Origin of the sequence: Klebsiella sp. CN_Kp106 (assembly GCF_040064575.1) — a bacterium.
Classification (GTDB): domain Bacteria; phylum Pseudomonadota; class Gammaproteobacteria; order Enterobacterales; family Enterobacteriaceae; genus Klebsiella; species Klebsiella michiganensis.
In genome coordinates, this window is the sequence record NZ_JBEAIG010000005.1 from 18,313 (window position 1) to 33,790 (window position 15,478).

The following is a 15,478-nucleotide window of genomic DNA, read 5'->3' on the forward strand; positions in this document are numbered from 1 at the left end:
GCCGGGAGAGGGTTAGTTGAGCGTCACCCCTTCAGCCGCGCCATAAAGTAGGCATCGACATATTCGCCGTTGCGCAGGGCATACTTTCTCCCCGTCCCTTCAATTTCAAAGCCTAATTTCTGATACACCGCCACCGCGGGAGCGTTATCCACAAACACCGTCAACTCAATACGGTCAACGCGGAGCCAGTTGTCGCACATGTCGATCATGGTGCGAATCAGCTCACTGGCAACGCCGCGATTGTGCCATCGTGAATCCACGCAAATGCCGAAATCGGCGACGTGGCTCCGGCGCGGGCGCTGGATAACCTCAATGGCGAGGTGTCCCACGACCTGGTCATCTATGCTGGCGACCAGCTGTTTGACGCCCGGTCGGTCGGTTAGTCGCTCGTGCCACATATGGCTGGAAGGATGAGGAACCTGTAGCGTATTGTGATATACCTCCGGCTGAGCATGGATCTGACGGATTGTGTCGTAATCTTTGGCTTCGGCATGGCGTATCACTATGTCGCTCATTCTTCATTTTCCTTTTTGAGTTAATCGTCCCCTTAAAGATCGCTGACTTTAAAAAAGGGAGCAACGCCTATTTTTTGCAAAAAGAGGTGGACAAGTGCGAATGAGAATGATTATTATTGCTCTGCATTCAGGGAGACCCTTGCGGAAAGCCTGAAAGCACGACATTGCTCACATTGCTTCCAGTATTACTTTAGCCAGCCGGGTGCTGGCTTTTTTTTTGCTTTTTTTCAGCCTGCACCCGAAGACGCTACTGCGCCGCTTCTGCGGCGTGTCTGTCTGCTCTGTTTTTGGTTTCAGCCGCGGTATCCGCGATAAACCCCACCACGTTGTTCTTTTCCGCGACCGGCGGCAGCACTTCTGCCTGGCCGGAAAAAACGCCGCCCTTGTTAATGGCCAGCGTGCGGTAGGCCAACGTGCCGGTGACCTGGCCGTTCTTATCGATTTCAATCGTCTCGCTGCGGCACTGACCGAGGATGCAGCCGTCGATAATCAGCTCGCGGCAGGTGATATTTCCCTCGACCAGGCCTCCGGCCATAATCTTAATCTGGCTCTCTTCGGCGTCGATATTGCCGCTTACGGTACCGTAAATATCGACATCTCCCTCAGCGATAATATTGCCGTCAAAGCGGATGCCGCTGGCGATAACCGTGGCGGCAGGTTTGCGGGAAACGGCTAACGGGGATGCGCTGTTGAGTACCGGCGTAGCCACCGTCTGTGGCGTCGCTTCAACGTTTTTATTCTTTTTAAACATATGGTTAATCCGATGATATTGAAAATGAAAAACGAAGGATGACAAGGAGAAAGAGCCCGATAGCCAGGCCAGATACGTGGATTCGCAGCACCAGGCCATCAGGCCAAGCAGCCAAAAGAGAAGGGCGCTATTCAGGGCGATATACTTGCTTTCCATACGAACGAGATGGCTACTCCTTTAGTCATCGTGTTTTGGGAAACTGCGAGCGCGATGCGGCGTCATGCTCCCACGCGCTGGATAAAAAACGTTCTTTTCCCGAGGGCCCTCTTATCCAGAATTTAGGCCGTAGGGTCAATGAATTTGAGCGTTAATTTTTACATTTAAGAATTTGGCACACTTATTGAAGGGGTTAAGTTCGCAGCCAGCTTGCGCTATGGTTAATAGCAGAGACCTAACAAAGGACCGCGTTATGACTTTGCACTGCGCATTTATTGGATTCGGCAAAAGCACCACCCGCTACCATCTTCCCTATGTCCTGCACCGAAAAGACCGCTGGCACGTGGCGCATATCTTTCGCCGCAGCGCAAAGCCAGAGGAACAGGCACCGGCATACTCGCATATTCACTTCACCAGCGACCTCGACGAAGTGCTTAACGATCCGCAGGTCAAGCTGGTGATTGTGTGCACCCACGCGGACAGTCATTTTGCCTATGCCAAAAGGGCGCTGGAGGCGGGCAAAAATGTACTGGTCGAAAAGCCCTTTACCCCGAGCCTTGATGAGGCAAAAACGCTATTCGCCCTGGCGAAAAGCAAGGGGTTGACGGTCACGCCGTACCAGAATCGTCGCTTCGACTCCTGCTTCCTGACCACGAAGAAAGTGATTGAGAGCGGAAAGCTGGGCGAGATCGTCGAGATTGAAAACCATTTTGACAACTATCGCCCGGTAGATGGAGGGAAACCCGGCCTGCCTCAGGACGGCACGTTTTACGGCCTGGGCGTCCATACCCTGGACCAAATTATCTCCCTGTTCGGTCGCCCTGACCATGTCTCTTACGACATCCGTAGCCTGCGCAACAAGGCCAATCCGGACGATACCTTTGAGGCCCAGCTGTTCTATGGCAGCCTGAAGGCGATTGTCAAAACCAGCCATCTGGTGAAGCTGCCCTATCCAAAATTCATCGTCCATGGTCATAAAGGGTCGTTTATTAAATACGGTATCGACCAGCAGGAGACCAGCCTGAAGGCCAATATTATGCCGGGCGAGCCGGGATTCGGCGCGGACGAGACGGTTGGTCTGCTGGAGTACGTCAATGAGGCAGGCGAAACCGTACGGGAAGAGATCCCGCTTGAAACCGGCGACTATGGGCGGGTCTATGATTCGCTGTATGAAACCCTCGTTAACGGTCAGCCAAATTTCGTCAAGGAATCTGACGTTCTCACGAATCTGGAGATCCTCGAACGCGGCTTTGAACAGCCATCTCCAGCCACGATTACCCTTACCCGATAAGCCCTCATGGCTCCTCTGCACTCGTTCATATTTTTTGAACAGAGGAGTCAATTTTCACCCTCTATGATCGCCAGGGGATTGGGTACACACTTATCCCATCGAAAACATACGGGGGTGCAACATGATCTACTTACGCAAAGCTAACGAACGCGGCCACGCTAACCACGGCTGGCTGGATTCCTGGCATACTTTCTCTTTCGCGAACTATTACGACCCTAACTTTATGGGCTTCTCGGCGCTGCGGGTGATCAATGACGACGTGATTGATGCAGGCCAGGGCTTCGGAACCCATCCGCACAAGGACATGGAAATCCTGACCTACGTGCTGGAAGGGGCCGTTGAGCACCAGGACAGCATGGGGAATAAAGAGCAGGTGCCGGCGGGTGAGTTCCAGATCATGAGCGCGGGTACCGGGATTCGTCACTCGGAGTACAACCCAAGCAACACGGAAAAACTGCATCTGTACCAGATCTGGATTATGCCGGAAAAAAATGGCATCACGCCGCGCTACGAACAGCGCCGCTTTGACGCCGCGCAGGGCAAACAGCTGGTGCTGTCGCCGGATGCCCGCGAAGGTTCGCTGAAGGTGTACCAGGATATGGAACTGTACCGCTGGGCGCTGCTGAAAGATGAGCAGTCGGTGCACCAGATTGCCGCTGAACGGCGGGTGTGGATCCAGGTGGTGAAAGGTGACGTCACCATCAACGGAACGAAGGCCACCACCAGCGATGGCCTGGCCATTTGGGACGAGCAGGCGATTTCCGTACACGCCGACGGCGATAGCGAAATTCTGCTGTTCGATCTGCCGCCCGTCTGATCGTTCTCCGATCGGGTCTAAATAAATTGCGCAACCTTCCCTGATGTTAGGGAAGGTTGCGCTTTGTCCGTGATAAACTGAGAAAATGTTTCCCCGTTGATCGCAGTCAGGACGATGAAAAAGAAAAGACCCGTACTTCAGGATGTAGCCGATCTTGTCGGCGTGACCAAAATGACGGTCAGTCGCTACTTACGTAACCCGGAACAGGTTTCCGAAGCGCTGCGTGGCAAGATAGCCGTTGCTCTCGATGAACTGGGTTATATTCCTAATCGCGCCCCCGACATCCTCTCGAATGCCACCAGCCGCGCTATTGGCGTGCTGCTGCCCTCGTTAACTAACCAGGTTTTCTCAGAAGTGCTGCGCGGTATTGAAAGCGTGACCGACTCTTTCGGTTACCAGACGATGCTGGCGCACTACGGCTATAAGCCGGAAATGGAAGAAAAACGCCTGGAATCCATGCTTTCCTGGAATATTGACGGCCTGATCCTTACCGAACGAACCCATACGCCGCGCACCCTGAAGATGATTGAAGTGGCGGGTATCCCGGTTGTGGAGCTGATGGACAGCCAGTCGCCGTGCCTCGATATCGCCGTCGGCTTTGATAACTTTGAAGCGGCCCGGCAGATGACCGCGGCGATTATCAATCATGGCCATCGTCACGTTGCCTATCTTGGCGCACGTCTTGATGAACGTACTATCATCAAACAGAAGGGGTATGAGCAGGCGATGCTTGATGCCGGAATGACGCCCTACAGCGTGATGGTTGAGCAGTCTTCCTCTTATTCATCGGGGATTGAGCTGATGCGCCAGGCGCGTCGCGAATATCCGCAGCTTGACGGCATTTTCTGTACCAACGATGACCTTGCGGTCGGCGCGGCGTTTGAGTGCCAGCGGCTGGGGCTTAAAATCCCTGACGATATGGCGATTGCCGGTTTCCACGGCCACGATATCGGCCAGGTGATGGAGCCGCGTCTGGCCAGCGTGCTGACGCCGCGCGAGCGGATGGGGCGGATTGGTGCTGAACGACTGCTGGCGCGTATTCGCGGTGAAGCGGTGACGCCTAAGATGTTAGATTTAGGTTTCACATTGTCACCGGGCGGATCTATTTAAACTGACAAATTTGAAGTAGATCACACATATTCACATCTGGCACGAATGGTTATTGCTTCTCCACAACTCCGGCATGACAATGTTACCGATAACAGTTACCCGTAACAATTAACCTGTACGCCAGTATTCCACGCCGTTAAACGCTGCCAGGCTGCGCGTATGTGTCCAGTGGGAGGAAGCTTTGAGCACGACTAACCATGATCACCACATCTATGTCCTGATGGGCGTTTCCGGCAGCGGCAAATCCGCTGTCGCCAGCGAAGTGGCGCATCAACTGCACGCCGCGTTTCTCGACGGCGACTTTCTGCATCCGCGCAGCAACATCAACAAGATGGCTTCCGGCGAACCGTTAAATGACGATGACCGCACCCCGTGGCTGCAGGCGCTGAACGATGCCGCGTTTGCCATGCAGCGTACCAATAAAGTGTCGCTGATTGTCTGCTCCGCGCTGAAAAAGAGCTACCGCGACATCCTGCGTAAAGGTAACCCGAACCTCTCATTTATCTACCTGAAAGGCGACTTCGAGGTTATCGAACAACGTCTGAAGGCGCGTAAAGGCCACTTCTTTAAAACTCAGATGCTGGTCACGCAGTTTGAAACGCTGCAGGAACCGGGCGCGGATGAAAACGATGTTTTAATCGTCGATATCGACCAGTCATTGGAAGGCGTGGTCGCCAGCACCATTGAGGTGATCAACAAAGGCAGTAAATAGTGAGTACATTAACGCTTGTTTTAACAGCAGTCGGCTCCGTTTTGCTGCTGCTGTTTTTAGTGATGAAGGCGCGTATGCATGCCTTCGTGGCTTTGATGGTGGTTTCTATTGGAGCAGGGCTTTTTTCCGGAATGCCGTTGGACAAAATCGCAGCGACGATGGAAAAAGGCATGGGCGGCACGCTGGGCTTTCTGGCTATCGTCGTCGCGCTGGGGGCTATGTTCGGTAAGATCCTGCATGAAACCGGCGCGGTCGACCAGATTGCCGTTAAGATGCTGAAATCTTTCGGCCACAATCGCGCCCACTATGCGATAGGCCTGGCCGGACTTATCTGCGCGCTGCCGCTGTTTTTCGAAGTGGCGATCGTGCTGCTGATCAGCGTGGCTTTCTCAATGGCGCGCCACACCGGCACCAACCTGGTGAAGCTGGTGATCCCGCTGTTTGCTGGCGTAGCCGCTGCGGCCGCGTTCCTGCTGCCGGGGCCCGCGCCGATGCTGCTGGCCTCGCAGATGCACGCCGACTTTGGCTGGATGATCCTGATTGGCCTGTGCGCCGCGATCCCGGGGATGATTATCGCCGGACCGCTGTGGGGTAACTTTATCAGCCGTTACGTTGAGCTGCATATTCCGGACGATATTAGCGAGCCGCACCTCGGCGAAGGCAAAATGCCGTCATTCGGCTTCAGCCTGTCGCTGATTCTGCTGCCGCTGGTGCTGGTTGGCCTGAAAACCATCGCCGCGCGCTTTGTGCCGGAAGGCTCTACCGCCTACGAATGGTTTGAGTTTATCGGCCATCCGTTTACCGCGATTCTGGTGGCGTGCCTGGTGGCTATCTATGGCCTGGCGGTACGTCAGGGGATGGCCAAAGATCGGGTGATGGAGATTTGCGGTCATGCGCTCCAGCCTGCGGGCATTATCCTGCTGGTCATCGGTGCGGGCGGCGTGTTCAAACAGGTGCTGGTCGACTCTGGCGTCGGTCCTGCCCTCGGCGAAGCGTTGACCGGTATGGGCCTGCCGATTGCCATCACCTGCTTCGTGCTGGCGGCGGCGGTGCGTATTATTCAGGGCTCCGCGACCGTTGCCTGCCTGACGGCCGTTGGGCTGGTGATGCCGGTTATCGAACAGCTGCACTACAGCGGCGCGCAGATGGCGGCGCTCTCTATCTGCATCGCCGGCGGCTCTATCGTCGTCAGCCACGTTAACGACGCGGGCTTCTGGCTGTTCGGTAAGTTTACCGGCGCGACCGAAGCGCAAACGCTGAAGACCTGGACGATGATGGAAACCATCCTCGGCACCGTCGGGGCGATTGTCGGCATGATTGCGTTTACGCTATTGAGCTAAACGACAAAGTGAAACACCCGGCGGAGCGAGGCGATGCCGGGTTAATTTTTCCGCTCTACTTATATCGAAAACCCTTAGCTTTACCCCTCTCCCGATCTGCCACTATCAGAAATACGATAAACGTCATACGGCTCACAAACCCGCGCCACGCCTGGCTTTAACCGGTTTGGTTAGCAAGAGCAAAACAACCGAATTTCTGCCGTAATCCATAATCCTGATCAATAAAATAGCGGCGGAAAATATTTCCTTCGCGATATAAATTCCCTGATAATTATTAGGGTATTCCGGGGGGCCAGCGACGGCTGCCGCTATGCAAAATTAGTTACGTTACTGATTGCCTGGCAATCATTGATTAATTTCACTTGCGACTTTAGCTGCATTTTGTAATGTGAAGGACTAACCAGTAGGAAACTGGCCTGGAACAAACAGCACACACCTCGCAGGAATACGTTATGAAAAATGTTGGTTTTATCGGCTGGCGCGGAATGGTCGGCTCTGTCCTCATGCAACGCATGGTTGAAGAGCGCGATTTTGATGCCATTCGCCCTGTTTTTTTCTCCACCTCCCAGCTGGGGCAGCCTGCTCCATCTTTTGGTGGCAGTACCGGTGGCACGCTTCAGGATGCATTCGATCTGGAAGCACTGAAGGCGCTGGACATTATTGTCACGTGTCAGGGCGGCGATTACACCAACGATATTTACCCGAAGCTGCGTGAAAGCGGCTGGCAGGGCTACTGGATTGACGCCGCCTCTTCGCTGCGCATGAAAGACGACGCCATCATCATTCTCGACCCGGTGAACCAGGACGTTATCACCGCAGGTCTGAACAACGGCGTTAAAACCTTTGTCGGCGGCAACTGTACCGTCAGCCTGATGCTGATGTCTCTCGGCGGCCTGTTTGCTCAGGATCTGGTTGAGTGGGTTAGCGTGGCGACTTATCAGGCGGCTTCCGGCGGCGGTGCGCGGCATATGCGCGAGCTGCTGACCCAGATGGGCCAGCTTCACAGCCATGTTGCGGCTGAGCTGGCGGATCCGGCTTCCGCGATCCTGGATATTGAACGCAAGGTCACCTCGTTGACCCGCAGCGGCGAGCTGGCGGTAGACAACTTTGGCGTTCCTCTGGCGGGAAGCCTGATCCCATGGATCGACAAACAGCTGGATAACGGCCAGAGCCGTGAAGAGTGGAAAGGCCAGGCGGAGACCAACAAAATTCTCGCGACCGCCTCACCGATTCCGGTAGACGGCCTGTGCGTTCGCGTTGGCGCGCTGCGCTGCCATAGCCAGGCGTTCACCATCAAGCTGAAAAAAGATGTTTCTATTCCGACCGTTGAGGAACTGCTGGCCGCGCATAACCCGTGGGCCAAAGTGGTACCGAACGATCGTGATATCACCATGCGTGAGCTGACTCCGGCTGCCGTTACCGGCACCCTGACCACCCCGGTGGGTCGCCTGCGTAAACTGAACATGGGGCCGGAGTATCTGTCGGCCTTCACCGTTGGTGACCAGCTGCTGTGGGGGGCCGCCGAGCCGCTCCGCCGCATGCTAAGACAGCTGGCGTAGTCGTCACAAGATGAGAAAAGGGGTGTTGAAACACCCCTTTTTTTTGCGTAATACAAGGAGTAAACGCGAATGTTAGATTTTTCCCAACGGAGGTAACTCAGCCTTGGCTATGCTTTAAGTAAGGAGTCACGATGTCTCCTTACCTGAAGGTGGGACGGAGCAGGGGGACGCATAACGTGCTGCGCCGTTCAGGTCAAAAAAAAGTCGCCGGATACAGGAAAGGGCGACACCTACAACAGGATGAAACCATGTCTAATCGTATTGATAAGGACGTGATTAATGCGCTTATCGCCGGCCATTTTGCGGATCCTTTTTCCGTGCTTGGCATGCATTACACCGACGCCGGGCTGGAAGTTCGTGCATTATTACCCGATGCCACCGATGTGTGGGTCATTGAACCAAAAACCGGACGCAAAGTCGGCAAGCTGGAATGCCTCGACTCGCGCGGTTTCTTCAGCGGCGTTCTGCCGCGTCGTAAAAATCCTTTTCGCTATCAGCTGGCCGTCACCTGGCACGGGCAGCAGAACCTGATTGATGACCCGTACCGTTTTGGTCCGCTGTTGCAGGATCTCGATGTCTGGCTGCTGTCGGAAGGCACGCATCTGCGTCCTTATGAAACGCTGGGCGCGCATGCCGATACCATGGACGGCGTGGTCGGTACGCGTTTCTCCGTATGGGCGCCGAATGCCCGCCGGGTATCGGTCGTCGGCCAGTTTAACTACTGGGACGGCCGCCGCCACCCGATGCGCCTGCGTAAAGAGTCCGGCATCTGGGAGCTGTTTGTTCCCGGCGCGCTGAACGGCCAGCTGTATAAATTCGAGCTTATCGATGTCCACGGCAACCTGCGGGTGAAGTCCGATCCTTACGCTTTTGAAGCGCAAATGCGTCCGGAGAGCGCCTCGCTCATCTGCGGGCTGCCGGAAAAGGTCGCACAGCCGCCGGAGCGCAAGCAGGCTAACCAGTTTGATGCGCCGATCTCGATTTATGAAGTACATCTCGGCTCCTGGCGCCGCCACACCGATAATAACTTCTGGCTGAGCTATCGCGAGCTTGCCGACCAGCTGGTCCCGTATGCCAAATGGATGGGCTTTACCCACCTCGAACTGCTGCCGGTTAACGAGCATCCGTTTGACGGCAGCTGGGGCTACCAGCCGACCGGGCTGTACGCGCCCACCCGTCGCTTCGGTACCCGGGAGGATTTCCGCTACTTTATCAACGCCGCGCACGCCGCGGGGCTTAACGTTATTCTGGACTGGGTGCCTGGCCATTTTCCGGCGGATGACTTTGCGCTCGCCTCGTTTGACGGCACCTCGCTGTATGAACATAGCGACCCGCGCGAAGGCTACCATCAGGACTGGAACACCCTGATTTACAACTACGGCCGCCGCGAGGTCAGCAATTACCTGGTCGGCAATGCGCTGTACTGGATCGAACGCTTCGGCATTGACGCGCTGCGGGTTGATGCGGTGGCGTCGATGATTTATCGCGACTACAGCCGCAAGCAGGGCGAGTGGGTGCCGAACGAATTCGGCGGTCGGGAAAACCTTGAAGCGATTAAGTTTCTGCGCAATACCAACCGCGTGCTGGGCGAACAGACGCCGGGCGCGGTAACCATGGCGGAAGAGTCGACCGATTTTCCCGGCGTTTCCCGTCCTTCCTCCACCGGCGGGCTGGGTTTCTGGTTCAAGTGGAACCTCGGCTGGATGCACGACACCCTCGACTACATGAAGCTGGACCCGGTGCATCGCCGTCATCATCACGACAAGATGACCTTCGGTATGCTCTACAACTACACCGAAAACTTTGTCCTGCCGCTCTCTCATGATGAAGTGGTGCACGGCAAAAAATCGATACTCGACCGCATGCCGGGCGACGCCTGGCAAAAGTTCGCTAACCTGCGCGCCTACTACGGCTGGCTGTTTGCCTTCCCGGGTAAAAAGCTGCTGTTTATGGGCAATGAGTTTGCTCAGGGACGCGAATGGAACCACGACGCAAGCCTCGACTGGCATCTGCTGGAAGGCGGCGATAACTGGCACCACGGCGTCCAGCGGCTGGTGCGCGACCTCAACCATACCTATCGTCACCATAAAGCGCTGCACGAGCTGGATTTCGATCCCTACGGCTTCGAATGGCTGGTGGTGGACGACCATGAGCGTTCGGTATTTATCTTTGTTCGTCGCGACAGGGCGGGCAATGAAATTATCGTCGCCAGCAACTTCACCCCAGTCCCACGTCATGAGTACCGTTTTGGCATCAACCAGCCCGGCCGCTGGCGTGAAGAGCTCAACACCGACTCCATGCATTACCACGGCAGCAACACCGGCAACGGCGGCGTCGTTGAGAGCGACCCGATCGCCAGCCACGGTCGTGAACACTCCCTCTCCATTACGCTGCCGCCGCTGGCGACGGTGTGGCTGGTGCGGGAGGCGCAATGATCGCACTCACGGCAGGAAAGCCCGCGCCTTTAGGGGCCAGCTACGACGGTAAGGGCGTGAATTTCGCGCTCTTTTCCGCCCACGCGGAGCGGGTGGAACTCTGCGTGTTTGACGAGCAGGGTAATGAACGGCGCGTCGACCTGCCCGCGCGCAGCGGCGATATCTGGCACGGCTGGCTCGCCGATGTCGGGCCTGGCCTGCGCTACGGCTACCGCGTCCACGGGCCCTGGGACCCAACGCAAGGGCACCGCTTCAACCCGGCGAAGCTGCTGCTTGACCCCTGCTGCCATCAGGTAGACGGCGGGTTGCCTGACGATGAACGTCTCCACGGCGGCGATCGCGTTCCCGATCGTCGCGACAGCGCGGCGATAGCGCCGAAGTCGCGGGTGATCGACCTGCATTACGACTGGCGCGGCGATAAGCCGCCGCGCACGCCGTGGGGCCAGACGGTGATTTATGAAGCCCACGTCAAGGGGCTGACGTATCTGCACCCCGATCTGCCGGAGAATATCCGCGGCACCTATAAAGCGCTCGGTCATCCGGTGATGATCGATTACTTCCGCATGCTGGGCATTACTGCACTAGAGTTAATGCCGGTGGCGCAGTTCGCCAGCGAACCGCGCCTTCAGCGGATGGGGTTAAGCAACTATTGGGGCTACAACCCGCTGGCGATTTTCGCCCTCGACACGCGCTACGCCAGCGCGCCGGAGCAGGCGTTAAACGAGTTTCGCGATGCGGTAAAAGCGCTGCATGCGGCGGGCATCGAAGTGATCCTTGACGTAGTGCTGAACCATAGCGCGGAGATAGACCTGGAAGGGCCGACCTTCTCCCTGCGCGGAATCGATAACCGTAGCTATTATTGGATCAGGGAAGACGGCGATTACCACAACTGGACCGGCTGCGGGAACACCCTCAACCTCAGCCACCCCGGCGTGGTGGAGTATGCCCGCCAGTGCCTGCGCTTTTGGGTTGACGAGTGCCACGTTGACGGCTTTCGTTTCGACCTCGCCTCGGTGATGGGGCGGACGCCGGCGTTTCGTCAGGATGCGCCGCTGTTTGAGGCCATCCGTAACGACCCGCGTCTGGCTGAGGTCAAGCTGATCGCGGAACCCTGGGATATCGGCCCGGGCGGCTACCAGGTGGGTAACTTTCCGCCGCTGTTCGCCGAGTGGAACGACCATTTCCGCGATACCGCGCGTCGATTCTGGCTGCAGCAGAACGTCTCGCTGGGCGACTTCGCTCAGCGTTTTGCCGCATCCAGCGACGTTTTTCAGCGTAACGGCAGAGCGCCTTCGGCGGCGGTTAACCTGGTCACCGCGCACGATGGTTTCACCCTGCGCGACTGCGTTTGTTTCAATCAGAAACATAATGAGGCAAACGGGGAGGAGAATCGCGATGGGACTAACAATAACTACAGCAACAATCATGGTATAGAAGGATTAGAAGGGAGTCTTGCCGTGATTGAACGGCGCCGTGCCAGCGTTCACGCTCTTCTGGCGACTTTACTGCTGGCGCAGGGAACGCCGATGCTGCTGGCGGGTGACGAACACGGTCACAGCCAGCATGGCAACAACAATGCTTACTGTCAGGACAATGCGTTGACCTGGCTGGACTGGAACCATACTAACCGCGGGCTGACCGCGTTCACCGCCGCGTTAATTCATCTGCGCCAGCGCGTTCCGGCTTTAACCGAGAATCGCTGGTGGCAGGAGGGAGACGGCAGCGTTCGCTGGTTAAACCAACATGCGCAGCCGCTGTCCGCCGATGAATGGCAGCACGGTGCGCCGCGTATGCAGATCATATTGTCCGATCGCTGGCTGATGGCGCTCAACGCCACCGCCGAGGTGGCAGAGATGGTTTTACCCGCGGGGGAATGGCGCGCCATTCCACCTTTCGCCGGAGAGGATAATCCGGTCACTATAGCTGTCTGGCATGGGCCCGCGCACGGAGTGTGCGTATTTCAAAGGTCGTAACCTCGGGGCTTCCGGTTGGTCTCGAAGCGGCGGCGCGACGAGAAGGGCAGGCAAGCTGGGGAGTAAAAAAGGAGTTAATTATGGTTGGGGTAGAAAAGAACGATCCATTGATGCTGGCGCGTCAGTTGCCGATCAAATCCGTTGCGCTGATCCTTGCCGGGGGACGTGGTACCCGTCTGAAGGATCTGACCAATAAACGCGCGAAACCTGCTGTCCATTTCGGCGGCAAGTTCCGCATTATCGATTTTGCGTTATCTAACTGTATTAACTCAGGCATTCGACGCATCGGCGTCATCACCCAGTATCAATCGCATACGCTGGTGCAGCATATCCAGCGCGGCTGGTCGTTCTTCAATGAAGAGATGAACGAGTTTGTTGACCTGCTGCCCGCCCAGCAAAGGATGCAGGGGGAAAACTGGTATCGCGGCACGGCGGATGCGGTGACGCAGAACCTCGACATCATTCGTCGTTACAAGGCGGAGTACGTCGTTATCCTCGCGGGCGACCATATTTACAAACAAGACTACTCGCGCATGCTTATCGATCACGTCGAAAAAGGCGCGCGTTGCACCGTGGCCTGTATGCCGGTGCCTATTGAAGAAGCACGGGCGTTCGGGGTCATGGCGGTGGACGAGAGCGATAAGATTATCGATTTCGTCGAAAAACCGGCTAATCCGCCTGCGATGCCGGGCGATGCCAGCAAATCGCTGGCGAGTATGGGTATCTATGTCTTTGACGCGGATTACCTTTATGAGCTTCTGGAAGAAGACGACAGCGATGAAAGCTCCAGCCACGATTTTGGTAAAGACATCATTCCGAAAATCACCAAAGCTGGCATGGCTTATGCACATCCTTTCCCGCTCTCCTGCGTGCAGTCCGATCCGCAGTCTGAGCCCTACTGGCGCGATGTGGGGACCCTGGAAGCGTACTGGAAAGCCAACCTCGATCTGGCTTCGGTGACCCCGGAACTGGACATGTACGATCAGAACTGGCCGATTCGCACCCATATGGAGCCTTTGCCTCCGGCAAAATTCGTCCAGGACCGCTCGGGCAGCCACGGGATGACCCTGAACTCGCTGGTTTCAGGCGGTTGTATTATCTCCGGATCGGTGGTTGTGCAGTCGGTGCTGTTCCCGCGCGTGCGGGTGAATTCATTCTGTAATATTGATTCGGCAGTCTTGTTGCCAGAGGTTTGGGTTGGCCGTTCGTGCCGCCTGCGTCGCTGCATTATTGACCGCGCCTGCGTGATCCCGGAAGGTATGGTTGTCGGGGAGAACGCGGAAGAGGATGCACGCCGTTTCTACCGCTCGGAGGAAGGTATCGTGCTGGTCACCCGCGACATGCTGCGGAAATTGGGGTATCCACAGGAGCGCTAATGCAGGTATTACATGTATGTTCAGAGATGTTCCCGCTGTTAAAAACCGGTGGACTGGCGGATGTGATCGGCGCGCTGCCTGCAGCGCAAATTGCCGGGGGCGTCGACACGCGCGTACTGCTGCCCGCGTTTCCTGATATCCGCCGCGGCGTTACGGATGCGCAGGTGGTGACGCGCCGCGAGACGTTTGCCGGGCGCATCACTCTGCTGTTCGGTCACTTTAACGGCGTGGGCATCTATTTGATTGATGCCCCGCATCTCTACGATCGCCCAGGGAGCCCTTACCACGATACTAATCAGCACGCCTATACCGACAACGTGCTGCGCTTTGCGCTGCTGGGATGGGTCGGTAGCGAGATGGCCTGCGGCCTGGATCCTTTCTGGCGCCCTGACGTTGTTCACGCCCACGACTGGCATGCGGGCCTGACCCCGGCCTACCTGGCGGCGCGCGGCCACCCGGCTAAGTCGGTCTTTACGGTGCATAACCTGGCCTACCAGGGGATGTTCTACTCGTGGCATATGAACGACATTGAGCTGCCCTGGTCGTTCTACAACGTTCATGGCCTTGAATTTAACGGCCAGATCTCCTTTCTGAAGGCGGGGCTCTACTACGCCGACCATATTACGGCGGTCAGCCCGACCTATGCGCGCGAAATCACCGAGCCGCAGTTCGCTTACGGCATGGAAGGGCTGCTGCGTCAGCGGCAGCATGAGGGCCGCCTCTCCGGGATCCTCAACGGGGTGGATGACCATATCTGGAATCCGGAAAGCGACCTGCTGTTGGCCGCGCGCTACGATCGCGATCGGCTGGAAGAAAAAGCGGAAAACAAACGCCAGCTGCAAATCGCCATGGGGCTGAAGGTGGATGACAAAGCGCCGCTGTTTGCCGTTGTCAGCCGTTTGACCAGCCAGAAGGGGCTGGACCTGGTGCTTGAGGCGCTGCCGGGCCTGCTGGAGCAGGGCGGTCAGCTGGCGCTGCTGGGGGCGGGCGATCCGGTGCTGCAGGAGGGCTTCCTGGCCGCCGCGGCCGAGCATCCGGGCAAGGTCGGCGTACAGATTGGCTACCATGAAGCCTTCTCGCACCGCATTATGGGCGGCACCGATGTGATTCTGGTGCCCAGCCGTTTTGAACCGTGCGGCTTAACCCAGCTGTACGGCCTGAAGTACGGCACGCTACCGCTGGTGCGGCGTACCGGCGGACTGGCGGACACCGTGTCCGATTGCTCGCTGGAGAATCTCGCCGACGGTCTGGCTACCGGCTTTGTTTTTGAAGATAGCAACGCTTTGTCGCTGCTGCGGGCTATTCGACGTACATTCGTCCTGTGGTCGCGCCCGTCGCTCTGGCGCTACGTCCAGCGTCAGGCGATGAATATGGATTTTAGCTGGCAGGTTGCCGCAAATTCTTACCGCGAACTTTATCAACGCTTGCTGTAACCAGGAGCCA

General features: G+C 56.9%; 12 protein-coding genes. 10 read left to right on the forward strand and 2 right to left on the reverse strand.

Annotated features, from left to right (window positions below; translation table 11 throughout):
• Positions 1 to 23: 23 nt before the first annotated feature.
• Together yhhY and ABLU96_RS04375 are read right to left on the reverse strand one after the other, a co-directional pair.
• Positions 24 to 515, reverse strand: coding sequence for an N-acetyltransferase (yhhY, locus tag ABLU96_RS04370; RefSeq protein WP_032751567.1), 492 nt, complete (start codon positions 513 to 515; stop codon positions 24 to 26).
• A gap of 247 nt (positions 516 to 762) precedes the next feature.
• Positions 763 to 1,422, reverse strand: coding sequence for a polymer-forming cytoskeletal protein (locus ABLU96_RS04375; RefSeq protein WP_064406469.1), 660 nt, complete (start codon positions 1,420 to 1,422; stop codon positions 763 to 765).
• Between the two features lie 253 nt (positions 1,423 to 1,675).
• Between ABLU96_RS04375 and ABLU96_RS04380 the strand changes: the two genes are divergently transcribed.
• From ABLU96_RS04380 to glgA, 10 genes are all read left to right on the forward strand, one after another.
• Positions 1,676 to 2,713 carry an oxidoreductase gene (locus tag ABLU96_RS04380; protein WP_064406470.1) on the forward strand — a complete coding sequence of 346 codons (1,038 nt, stop codon included), beginning with the start codon at positions 1,676 to 1,678 and terminating at the stop codon, positions 2,711 to 2,713.
• A gap of 121 nt (positions 2,714 to 2,834) precedes the next feature.
• On the forward strand, positions 2,835 to 3,530 hold the full coding sequence (locus ABLU96_RS04385) for a pirin family protein (RefSeq protein WP_025107853.1): 696 nt from the start codon (positions 2,835 to 2,837) through the stop codon (positions 3,528 to 3,530).
• 114 nt (positions 3,531 to 3,644) lie between these two features.
• Positions 3,645 to 4,640 (forward strand): gluconate operon transcriptional repressor GntR, encoded by a 996-nt coding sequence (gene gntR, locus ABLU96_RS04390; protein WP_004106498.1) that lies wholly within the window; start codon positions 3,645 to 3,647, stop codon positions 4,638 to 4,640.
• Between the two features lie 181 nt (positions 4,641 to 4,821).
• Complete coding sequence (gene gntK, locus ABLU96_RS04395; protein ID WP_004854998.1) at positions 4,822 to 5,352, forward strand: gluconokinase; 531 nt, start codon at positions 4,822 to 4,824, stop codon at positions 5,350 to 5,352.
• On the forward strand, positions 5,352 to 6,692 hold the full coding sequence (gntU, locus tag ABLU96_RS04400; protein ID WP_014227075.1) for a gluconate transporter: 1,341 nt from the start codon (positions 5,352 to 5,354) through the stop codon (positions 6,690 to 6,692). The genes gntK and gntU overlap by 1 nt, the downstream gene beginning before the upstream one ends.
• 452 nt (positions 6,693 to 7,144) lie before the next feature.
• The gene (gene asd / locus ABLU96_RS04405; protein ID WP_004854992.1) at positions 7,145 to 8,251 is read left to right on the forward strand and encodes an aspartate-semialdehyde dehydrogenase; all 1,107 of its coding nucleotides are present in this window, start codon (positions 7,145 to 7,147) and stop codon (positions 8,249 to 8,251) included.
• Positions 8,252 to 8,499: 248 nt separating this feature from the next.
• The gene (glgB, locus tag ABLU96_RS04410; protein ID WP_064406473.1) at positions 8,500 to 10,686 is read left to right on the forward strand and encodes a 1,4-alpha-glucan branching enzyme; all 2,187 of its coding nucleotides are present in this window, start codon (positions 8,500 to 8,502) and stop codon (positions 10,684 to 10,686) included.
• Positions 10,683 to 12,659 carry a glycogen debranching protein GlgX gene (gene glgX / locus ABLU96_RS04415; protein ID WP_064406477.1) on the forward strand — a complete coding sequence of 659 codons (1,977 nt, stop codon included), beginning with the start codon at positions 10,683 to 10,685 and terminating at the stop codon, positions 12,657 to 12,659. The genes glgB and glgX overlap by 4 nt, the downstream gene beginning before the upstream one ends.
• 80 nt (positions 12,660 to 12,739) lie before the next feature.
• Positions 12,740 to 14,035, forward strand: a complete 1,296-nt coding sequence (glgC, locus tag ABLU96_RS04420) for a glucose-1-phosphate adenylyltransferase (RefSeq protein ID WP_004106488.1) — start codon at positions 12,740 to 12,742, stop codon at positions 14,033 to 14,035.
• Complete coding sequence (gene glgA / locus ABLU96_RS04425; RefSeq protein ID WP_064406479.1) at positions 14,035 to 15,468, forward strand: glycogen synthase GlgA; 1,434 nt, start codon at positions 14,035 to 14,037, stop codon at positions 15,466 to 15,468. Before glgC ends, glgA begins: the two co-directional genes overlap by 1 nt.
• The last annotated feature ends 10 nt before the right edge of the window (positions 15,469 to 15,478 follow it).

Bases quoted from the DNA above. Each gene is read 5' to 3' on its own strand.
- yhhY (WP_032751567.1), bottom strand. From the start codon at position 515: ATGAGCGACATAGTGATACGCCATGCCGAAGCCAAAGATTACGACACA.
- ABLU96_RS04375 (WP_064406469.1), bottom strand. From the start codon at position 1,422: ATGGAAAGCAAGTATATCGCCCTGAATAGCGCCCTTCTCTTTTGGCTG.
- ABLU96_RS04380 (WP_064406470.1), top strand. From the start codon at position 1,676: ATGACTTTGCACTGCGCATTTATTGGATTCGGCAAAAGCACCACCCGC.
- ABLU96_RS04385 (WP_025107853.1), top strand. From the start codon at position 2,835: ATGATCTACTTACGCAAAGCTAACGAACGCGGCCACGCTAACCACGGC.
- gntR (WP_004106498.1), top strand. From the start codon at position 3,645: ATGAAAAAGAAAAGACCCGTACTTCAGGATGTAGCCGATCTTGTCGGC.
- asd (WP_004854992.1), top strand. From the start codon at position 7,145: ATGAAAAATGTTGGTTTTATCGGCTGGCGCGGAATGGTCGGCTCTGTC.
- glgB (WP_064406473.1), top strand. From the start codon at position 8,500: ATGTCTAATCGTATTGATAAGGACGTGATTAATGCGCTTATCGCCGGC.
- glgX (WP_064406477.1), top strand. From the start codon at position 10,683: ATGATCGCACTCACGGCAGGAAAGCCCGCGCCTTTAGGGGCCAGCTAC.
- glgC (WP_004106488.1), top strand. From the start codon at position 12,740: ATGGTTGGGGTAGAAAAGAACGATCCATTGATGCTGGCGCGTCAGTTG.
- glgA (WP_064406479.1), top strand. From the start codon at position 14,035: ATGCAGGTATTACATGTATGTTCAGAGATGTTCCCGCTGTTAAAAACC.